The sequence below is a fragment of the Lapillicoccus jejuensis genome, assembly GCF_006715055.1.
GTDB lineage: Bacteria > Actinomycetota > Actinomycetes > Actinomycetales > Dermatophilaceae > Lapillicoccus > Lapillicoccus jejuensis.
Genome location: NZ_VFMN01000001.1, coordinates 49,106 through 59,005, shown reverse-complemented (window position 1 = coordinate 59,005; position 9,900 = coordinate 49,106). Strand labels below are relative to the sequence as shown.

Annotated in this window: 5 protein-coding genes; all 5 read left to right on the top strand. The window is 64.1% G+C overall.

From position 1 onward, the window contains the following. The first annotated feature begins 177 nt into the window (after positions 1-177). The 5 genes from nrdR to FB458_RS00225 all read left to right on the top strand — a co-directional run bounded on the left by nrdR (position 178) and on the right by FB458_RS00225 (position 9,899). A complete protein-coding gene (nrdR, locus tag FB458_RS00245; RefSeq protein WP_141845748.1) occupies positions 178-666 on the top strand; it encodes a transcriptional regulator NrdR in 489 nt (162 codons plus the stop codon). 72 nt (positions 667-738) lie between these two features. Beyond that, positions 739-3,660, top strand: coding sequence for a vitamin B12-dependent ribonucleotide reductase (locus FB458_RS00240; protein ID WP_141845746.1), 2,922 nt, complete (start codon positions 739-741; stop codon positions 3,658-3,660). Between the two features lie 302 nt (positions 3,661-3,962). Then, complete coding sequence (locus tag FB458_RS00235; RefSeq protein WP_141845744.1) at positions 3,963-7,223, top strand: helicase-related protein; 3,261 nt, start codon at positions 3,963-3,965, stop codon at positions 7,221-7,223. Continuing rightward, the gene (locus FB458_RS00230; RefSeq protein WP_141845742.1) at positions 7,216-7,899 is read left to right on the top strand and encodes a DUF4391 domain-containing protein; all 684 of its coding nucleotides are present in this window, start codon (positions 7,216-7,218) and stop codon (positions 7,897-7,899) included. The genes FB458_RS00235 and FB458_RS00230 overlap by 8 nt, the downstream gene beginning before the upstream one ends. Before the next feature lie 2 nt (positions 7,900-7,901). Beyond that, complete coding sequence (locus FB458_RS00225; RefSeq protein ID WP_141845740.1) at positions 7,902-9,899, top strand: site-specific DNA-methyltransferase; 1,998 nt, start codon at positions 7,902-7,904, stop codon at positions 9,897-9,899. The last annotated feature ends 1 nt before the right edge of the window (position 9,900 follow it).

Genomic DNA, 9,900 nt, shown 5'->3' with positions numbered 1-9,900 from the left:
TGTCACCCCTACATCTAGTAGTTACACGGCTGTAAGTCGTCCACATCTAGTCCACACGGGAAGTCCGGTTCTCCACAGGTTGTTCACCTGTTGTCCCGAGAGTTCTCCACAGAGGCGCCTCGAGAGGCGGCCTCGATCTCGTCACGCCCACCCTGCCGCACGCTGAGAGGAGTCACCATGCACTGCCCGTTCTGCCGCCACACCGACTCCCGCGTCATCGACTCCCGCACCACCGACGACGGCACCGCGATCCGCCGCCGCCGGCAGTGCCCGGAGTGCGGCCGCCGCTTCACGACGCTCGAGAGCGCGAGCCTCAGCGTCGTCAAGCGCTCGGGTGCGACGGAGCCGTTCTCCCGCGCCAAGGTCCTCGTCGGGGTCCGGAAGGCCTGCCAGGGCCGCCCGGTCAGCGAGGACCAGCTCGCCGTCCTCGCCCAGCGGGTCGAGGAGACGGTGCGCCAGCAGGGCAGCCCAGAGGTCGAGGCCCACGAGGTGGGTCTGGCCGTCCTCGAGCCGCTGCGCGAGCTCGACGAGGTCGCCTACCTGCGCTTCGCCTCCGTCTACCAGGCCTTCGACACCCTCGAGGACTTCGAGGCCGCCATCACCCTCCTGCGCGCCGAGCGCGAGGCCACGGGCCGCGAGCCCCAGCACGCTCCGACAGCCGACTGAGCGCTGTCAGACCCTCCCGCAAGACTGACCACACACCACGACACCCGGCCTGACCCGGGGAAGGGGCACACCATGACCGAGACCGCGAACCGCGCCTCCACCCGCAAGGGCCCGCGGGGCAAGGGCGTGAAGATCGAGCGCATCTACACCACTCCCGGTGTGCACCCGTACGACGAGGTGACCTGGGAGAAGCGCGACGTCGTCCAGCAGAACTGGAAGACCGGCGAGACGATCTTCGAGCAGCGCGGTGTGGAGTTCCCCGACTTCTGGTCGGTCAACGCCTCGACGATCGTCACGACGAAGTACTTCCGTGGCGCCGTCGGCACCCCGCAGCGTGAGACGGGCCTGAAGCAGCTCATCGACCGCGTCGTCCTCACCTACGTCAAGGCCGGCAAGGAGCACGGGTACTTCGCCTCCGACGACGACGCCGAGCTGTTCGAGCACGAACTGACCTACGCGCTGCTGCACCAGGTCTTCTCGTTCAACTCGCCGGTGTGGTTCAACGTCGGCACGAAGAGCCCGCAGCAGGTCTCGGCCTGCTTCATCCTCTCGGTCGACGACTCGATGGACTCGATCCTCAACTGGTACCGCGAGGAGGGGAAGATCTTCCAGGGCGGCTCCGGCGCCGGCCTCAACCTCTCGCGCATCCGCAGCTCCAAGGAGCTGCTCTCCAGCGGCGGTACGGCGTCCGGCCCGGTCTCCTTCATGCGTGGTGCCGACGCGTCCGCGGGGACGATCAAGTCCGGTGGCGCGACGCGCCGCGCGGCGAAGATGGTCGTCCTCGACGTCGACCACCCCGACATCGAGGAGTTCGTCGAGACGAAGGCGCGCGAGGAGGACAAGATCCGCGCGCTGCGCGACGCCGGCTTCGACATGGACCTCGGCGGCAAGGACATCGTGTCCGTGCAGTACCAGAACGCCAACAACTCGGTCCGCGTCAACGACGAGTTCATGCGTGCCGTCGAGGGCGGCACCGACTTCGGCCTTCGCAGCCGCCTCGACGGCGCGGTCATCGAGACGGTCGACGCCCGCGACCTGTGGGCCAAGATCGCCAAGGCCGCCTGGGAGTGCGCCGACCCGGGCATCCAGTACGACGACACGATCAACGCCTGGCACACCAACCCCGAGACCGGCCGTATCACCGCGTCCAACCCGTGCTCGGAGTACATGTCGCTCGACAACTCCGCGTGCAACCTCGCCTCGCTCAACCTGCTGAAGTTCCTCAAGGACGACGACACCTTCGACGCCCTCACCTTCCAGAAGGTCACCGAGCTCGTCATCACGGCGATGGACATCTCCATCTGCTTCGCCGACTTCCCGACCGAGTCCATCGGCCAGACCACCCGTGACTACCGCCAGCTCGGCATCGGCTACGCCAACCTCGGCGCGCTGCTCATGGCCACCGGCCACGGCTACGACTCCGAGGGTGGCCGCAGCCTGGCCGCCTCGATCACCTCGCTGCTGACCGGCGCCGCCTACAAGCGCTCCGCCGAGATCGCCGCCGTCGTCGGCCCCTACGCCGGGTACGCCCGTAACGCCGACGCGCACAAGCGGGTCATGCGCAAGCACCAGGCCGCCAACGACGAGGTCAAGACCCTCGACACCATCGACGGCGACATCCACCGCCTCGCGACCAAGGCGTGGAACGACGTCGTCGCGCTGGGGGAGAAGCACGGCTACCGCAACGCGCAGGCCTCGGTCCTCGCGCCCACCGGCACCATCGGCTTCATGATGGACTGCGACACCACCGGCATCGAGCCCGACTTCTCGCTGGTGAAGTTCAAGAAGCTCGTCGGCGGCGGCTCGATGCAGATCGTCAACCTGACGATCCCGCGCGCGCTGAAGAAGCTCGGCTACACCGGCGAGACCATCGAGGCGATCGTCGAGTACATCGCGGACAAGGGCCACGTCATCGACGCCCCCGGCCTCAAGCCGGAGCACTACGAGGTCTTCGACACCGCCATGGGTGCGCGCTCCATCTCCCCGATGGGCCACGTGAAGATGATGGCCGCCACGCAGCCGTTCCTCTCGGGCGCGATCTCCAAGACGGTCAACCTGCCCGAGGACGCGACGGTCGAGGAGATCGCCGACGTCTACTTCCAGGGCTGGAAGCTGGGCCTCAAGGCGCTCGCGGTCTACCGCGACAACTGCAAGGTCGGTCAGCCCCTCTCCGACGGCGGCTCGACCGCCAAGGACAAGGCCGCCGACGCGGCCGCCGAGGCCGACGCGGTCAAGGTCGAGAAGGTCATCGAGTACCGCCCGGTCCGTCGCCGTCTGCCCAAGCGTCGCGGCTCGCAGACGACGTCGTTCGCCGTCGGTGGCGCCGAGGGGTACCTCACGGCCGGCACCTACGAGTCGGGCGAGCTGGGGGAGATCTTCCTCAAGTTCGGCAAGCAGGGCTCGACCCTCGCCGGCGTCATGGACGCCTTCTCGATCGCCGTCTCCATCGGCCTGCAGTACGGCGTCCCGCTGGAGACGTTCGTCGAGAAGTTCACCAACCTGCGCTTCGAGCCGGCCGGCCTGACCGACGACCCCGACGTGCGGATGGCGCAGTCGATCATGGACTACGTCTTCCGCCGCCTGGCGCTGGACTACATGGACTTCGACACCCGCAACTTCATGGGGATCCACACCGCGACCGAGCGGGCCCGCCAGCTCGAGACGGGGGAGTACACCCCCGACGGCGGCCAGTCCGGTGACGACGTCGAGGACGAGCTCGAGTCCTACGCCCAGTCGGCCCCGGTCGCCAAGGCCAAGCCGGCCGAGGAGACCAAGCACACCGCGACGATTCCCGTCGCCGAGGTGAAGTCCGGAGCCGGCGCCGCCAGCGCCCGCGAGGTCTCCTCCGACGTGCACTCCTCGGCCGAGCTCCTCGAGAAGTTCCAGGGCAAGGCCGCCGACGCCCCGATGTGCATGACCTGCGGGACCAAGATGCGCCCCGCCGGCTCCTGCTACGTCTGCGAGGGCTGCGGCAGCACCAGTGGCTGCAGCTGACTTTGGCAATTGCGCACCTGCGTCAGCGCATTCCTGAGCTCAGTGAGTGAACGTGCTCCCGTGAACTAAGCGTTGAGACGGTCCTGTCCCGACATGGTCAGGGCCGTCTCAACGCGTTAGGGTCGCGTCATGAACGCCAGGCCGCTAGTTTCTGAGGGTGTTGTTGGGCGCCGTGCCTCTCGGGTCGCAGATGTTCACGCGCCCTTCGCGAGTTTCGCGCGTCGGGGTCGTTCTGGCCAGCGCCTGACAGCGTCGGCAGGACTCAACCTAGACGAATGCCCGGCCACGCTTAAGGCGAACCAGTGGAGATAATCGACAACCTCAACCGTCTCCTCGGCGACGACCTAAAATCTAGCCTGCAGCCAGGCTCAAAGCTCCGCGTCGCCGCTTCCACATTTTCGATCTATGCTTTTGAGGCGCTTCGCAAAGAGCTTGAGGGTGTCAGGGAGCTGGAGTTCATCTTCACCGCTCCGACGTTTATCGCCAGCCAGGCGACCGATAAGGTAAAGAAGGAGCGCAAGGAGTTCTACATCCCGCAAACCAAACGCGAGTCGAGTCTCTACGGCTCCCAGTTCGAGATTCGTTTGCGAAACAAGCTCACCCAGCGGGCGATTGCCCGGGAGTGCGCCGACTGGATCAGACGCAAGGCCACCTTTAAGTCGAACAAGACCGGCGCTCCCATGCAGCAGTTCGCCGTCATCGACGACCGCGCCGCCTACATGCCGCTCCAGGGCTTCACGTCAGTAGACCTCGGCTACGAGCGCGGCGACGCGGTCTCCAATCTCGTGAACAAGCTCGACGAGGCTCCGCTGGCGTCCGCGTATCTCCAGACCTTCGATCAGATCTGGTCGAGCCCTCAGCACGTCGAAGAGGTCACTCAGCTTATCTACGAGCACATCGCCAGCGTCTACTCCGAGAACAGTCCCGAGCGCATCTACTTCCTTATCCTTTACAACCTCTTCTCGGAGTTTCTGGAGGACATCAGTGAGGACGTGCTGCCCGACGACCTGACCGGGTGGCGCGACTCGGCGATCTGGAAGAAGCTCTACAATTTCCAGCGCGACGCCGCGGTGGGGATCATCAACAAGCTGGAGACCTACAACGGCTGTATCTTGGCCGACAGCGTCGGCCTCGGGAAGACGTTCACTGCGCTCGCGGTCATCAAGTACTACGAGAGCCGCAACAAGTCCGTTCTCGTGCTGGCGCCCAAGAAGCTCGAGGACAACTGGACGACTTACAACAGCCCGTACGTCACCAACCCGTTCTCGGCCGACCGCTTCAGCTACCACGTCCTCGCCCACACCGACCTGTCCCGCGACAGGGGGTACGCCGGCCAGCTCGACCTGAGCAAGGTGAACTGGGGCAACTTCAACCTCGTCGTGATCGACGAGTCGCACAACTTCCGCAACGCCGACTACTCAGAGGACAGGGAGAGCCGCTACCAGCGGCTCATGCGCAAGGTCATCCAGAGTGGCGTGAAAACGAAGGTCCTCATGCTGTCGGCCACGCCGGTCAACAACCGGTTCAACGATCTCAAGAACCAGCTCCAGCTCGCCTATGAGGGCGAGTCAGAGCAGCTCTCGGCCCAGCTTGACATCAGTAAGTCGATCGAGCAGGTCTTCCGCGAGGCCCAGGTCGCCTTCAAGAAGTGGTCGGAGCTTCCCGCCGAGGAGCGGACCACGGACGCGATCCTGCGCATGCTGGACTTCGACTTCTTCGAGCTCCTTGATGCCGTCACCATCGCCCGCTCCCGCAAGCACATCCAGTCGTTCTACGACACTGCTGACATCGGTGCCTTCCCGAGCCGACTGCCGCCCGAGTCCATCCGCGAGCCGCTCACGGACCTGCCGCAGGCGCCGACGTTCAACGAGATCTTCGAGCAGCTCCAGGTCCTCAACCTCGCCGTCTACACCCCGCTGTCCTACGTCTTCCCCAGCAAGATGCAGAAGTACGTCGACATTTACGCCGTACAAGGCGGCACCGCCCGCGGCAACCTCGGCATGACCGGCCGAGAGCAGGGGCTGAAGACCTTGATGACGGTCAACCTCCTCAAACGCCTGGAGAGCTCGGTCGAGGCATTCCGCATCACTCTCCGCAAGGTCGAAGCCGCCATCGACAGCGCGCTCCAGGCCCTGGACGACAAGGGCGGCAAGATCGCCGACATCGGCGCCGCCTTCGGCGACATCGACGCCGATGACGACGACTTTGAGGTCCCCACCGCGCCATCGGTCGGCAAGAAGTACCAGATCGACCTCGACGACATTGACACCGTGTCGTGGCGCAACGACCTGTGGCATGACCGCGAGACCGTCTGCGAGCTCGTCGAGGCGATGGATGTCATCACCCCGGAACACGACCGCAAGCTCCAACGGCTCCAACGGGTCATCCAGGACAAGGTCGCGAGTCCACTTAACGTCGACAACAAGAAGGTGCTGCTCTTCTCGGCCTTTGCCGACACCGCGCGGTACCTCTACACGAATCTGGAGCAGACGGTCCACGCCGACAACTCCCTCGACCTCGGTCTCGTCACCGGCGCCAGTCGCCCCAAGACGACTTTGGGCGACGGATTCGACTTCCAGAAGCTGCTGACGTTCTTCTCCCCCGGCTCGAAGGACAAGGCGACCGTCTTCCCGAACGAGCCGGGCGAGATCGACCTGCTGATCGGCACCGACTGTATTTCGGAGGGCCAGAACCTTCAGGACTGCGACTACGTCGTCAACTACGACATCCACTGGAACCCGGTCCGGATCATCCAGCGCTTCGGCCGTGTCGACCGCATCGGGTCGAAGAACTCCGTGATCCAGATGGTCAACTTCTGGCCCGACATCAGCCTTGATGAGTACATCAACCTCAAGGAGCGCGTCGAGAACCGTATGGTGATCGCCGACATTGCGGCCACCGCCGACGACAACCTCCTCATCCAGGAGTCCAACGACACCAAGTTCCGCAAGGAGCAGCTCCGCCGACTCCAAGACGAGGTGATCGAGCTCGAGGACGTCCGCACGGGCGTCTCCATCACCGATCTCGGGCTCAACGACTTCCGCATGGATCTACTCAAATTCATGGAGCAGTACGGCGATCTCGCTTCCTCACCTAAGGGACTTCATGCAGCCGTCCCTGCAGATCCCGAGCGTGGTCTGCGCCCCGGCGTGATCTTCGCGCTCCGCAGCGTGGATGAGCAGGCGAAGATCAACCGCCACAACCGCCTCCACCCGCACTACCTGATCTGCCTCGACGACGACGGCAACGTCGTTACCGATCACACCGAGGTCAAGCAGCTCCTCGACCTGATCCGCGCGAGCTGCCAAGGCGCGCACGAGCCGATCCCCGCCGCTTACCACGTCTTCAACCAGCTCACGAACGAAGGCGCCGAGATGGGCGCCTACTCCAACCTGCTCAACGAGGCCATCAACTCCCTCATCGACGTCACCGAGCAGCGCGACATCGACAGCCTCTTCTCCGGCACCAAGACCACCGCCTTGCAACAGAACTTCGAAGGTCTCGATGACTTCGAGCTGATCGCCTTTCTCGCCATCGTCGAGCCCCATACGACCGATGACTGACCTCATCCAGTGGCCCGAGACCGCGAAGGTCGATCGGGTCATCCCGAAGGAGCGCTTGTACGCCGAGGCCAGTGCGGGCGCCGCCCTCAAGCAGCGGTTCGTCGACGAGGTCCAGCGTGTCCGCTGGGCCTACAAGCTCGGCGAGGAGTCACTGCGTCTGGCCCCCAGCGAGTCCGTCACAGAGATTCAGGTCTTCGTCGTCGACCTGAAAGGCTCCAGCCTCGACAATTCCGTTCTCGCTGCCATCGACAAGACCGTCCCGAGCCAGATCGTCTTCGAACTGCGCCGCAAGGACGGCCTATGGGCCGAGCAAGTGATGACCGCCGCCTACAAGCGTACAGGCAGCAAGATTAGGGGCTCCGATTACTTCCGCACCGGCTGGATTAGCTCCGAACAACCGCGCATCCCGCTGCCCGCCGCCCTTGACATGGACGGTCTATACAGCCAACTGCTCGGCAGCCTGCTCCCCCACCCCATCAGGCCGGTCGAGGACTTGTCGGACGCCCTCGACAGAGTGGGACGCATCCGGGTGCTCACCCGCGAGATCTCCGCTCTGGAGAAAAAGCTGCACACCGAACCCCAATTGAATCGCAAGATCGATCTCCGCAAGCAGATCAAGGAACGCACCCAAGTGGTCGCCGAGCTGACTGACCCGCTACCGAGCAACAAGGAATGACCGTGGACAAGCTCAAGATGCACTCGCTCGACCTCACCCAGCGCAACATCGAGGCCGTTGCCGGGTTGTTCCCGGCCGTCGTGACCGAGGCGGTCGACGCCGACGGCAACCTGGTCCGCGCAGTTGACTTCGACGCCCTCCGCCAAGAACTGTCCGATCACGTCGTCGAGGGGCCGCAGGAGCGCTACCAGCTCGACTGGCCCGGCAAGCGCGCCGCTGCGTTCGCCGCCAACGCACCGATCGCCAAGACGCTGCGACCGGTGCGTCAGGAGTCAGTCGACTTTGATGAGACCAGGAATCTGATCATCGAGGGCGACAACCTGGAGGCGCTCAAGCTGCTGCAAGAGTCGTACCTCCGTAAGGTGAAGTTGATCTACATCGACCCGCCGTACAACACGGGAAACGACTTTGTGTACGAAGACGACTTCGCGGAATCGCGTGCGGACTACCTCGCACGCTCGGGCCAGAAGTCTGAGGCCGGTGAACGCCTTGTCGCCAACACCGAAGCAAACGGCCGCTTCCACTCCGACTGGCTTAGCATGATGTACCCGCGTCTCAGGCTCGCGAAGAACCTGCTCACTGATGACGGTGTTCTCGTCGTGTCGATCGACGAGAACGAGCACGCTAGCCTTGTTCGCCTCGGGGAGGAAGTCCTGGGGGATGCCTCGTACGTAGGCGAGATCGTCCTCAAGAACAGCAGCAAGAACGACCAGGCGTACGTCTCGATCCAGCACGAGTACATCGTGTTCTTCGTCAAGAACCGGCAAGCCAATACCGGCGACTGGGTCGAGAAGAAGGAAGGCCTCGACAAGATCTACGCTGCGTTCGAGGGGTTCCGGAAGGAGCATGGCGACGACTGGGCGGCCATCCACGCGGAAGCGAAGGCATGGTTCAAGCAGTTCCCCGCAAGCGACCCCGTGTCCAGCAGCAAGCACTACACCTGGATGGATGCCCAAGGCGTCTACTTCCCAGACAACATCGCTGGCCCAAATGACGGACAGTACGTCTACGACGTCACGCATCCCGTGACGGGCAGGACCGTGAAGATGCCGTCCACGGGTTGGCGATATCCCGAGGCCGCGATGCGCGAACGCATCGCCGATGGCCGCGTGCACTTCGGCCTGGATGAAACGACGGTCCCCAACAACAAGACATATCTCGCGAACACCGAATACCAGAGCCTGACGAGTATCCGGTACGTCGACGGTCGCGCTGCCTCGAAGCGACTCGCGGCGTTGTTCGGCGAGAAGGTCTTCACAAATCCGAAGGACGAGTTCCTGCTCCGCGACATTTATCGCGCAGTTGGAGTGACTGGCGACGACGTTGTCCTCGACATGTTCGCTGGGTCGGGCTCGGCCCTGCAGGCCGTGCTTGAACTCAATCGTGGCGGCGAGTCCGTCTGCCGATTCATCGGCATCCAACTTCCGGAGGACTTGAACGAGACGCTCAAGACGGCGAAGGGCGCGGCGAAGCAGATCACCACGAACGCGATCAAGCTGCTCACTCGGCTCGGCCGCCCTGCGACGGTCGCCGAGATTACGAAGCAGCGGATGCGGCTCCTGAATGAGCGCCTCGCGGGTGACCTGCTGAGCGACAGCGGGTTTCGTGTGCTGAAGATCGACACTTCGAACCTGGCTGACACACTGGAGACTCCCGACGCGCTGCTACAGGACACTTTGGTCGGTGCAATCGCCAGCGTGAAGGAGGGCCGCACGGGCTTCGATCTGCTATTCCAGGTGCTACTTGACTGGGCGCTCGACCTAAGTGAACCCGTGAAGGCGGAACAAGTCGATCGCGTGGAGGTGCTATCGGTAGCTGACGGCGCGCTCGTCGCGTGCTTCGCAGCCGACATCAGCGACTCTGTCGTTCGGCAGATCGCGGATCGCCGTCCACTCCGCGCCGTGTTTCTCGATGCGGGCTTCCCGACCGACGCTGCGCGCATCAACGCCGAACAGATCTTCCGCGAAGTGTCACCCGAGACCGAGGTAAGGGCGATCTGAC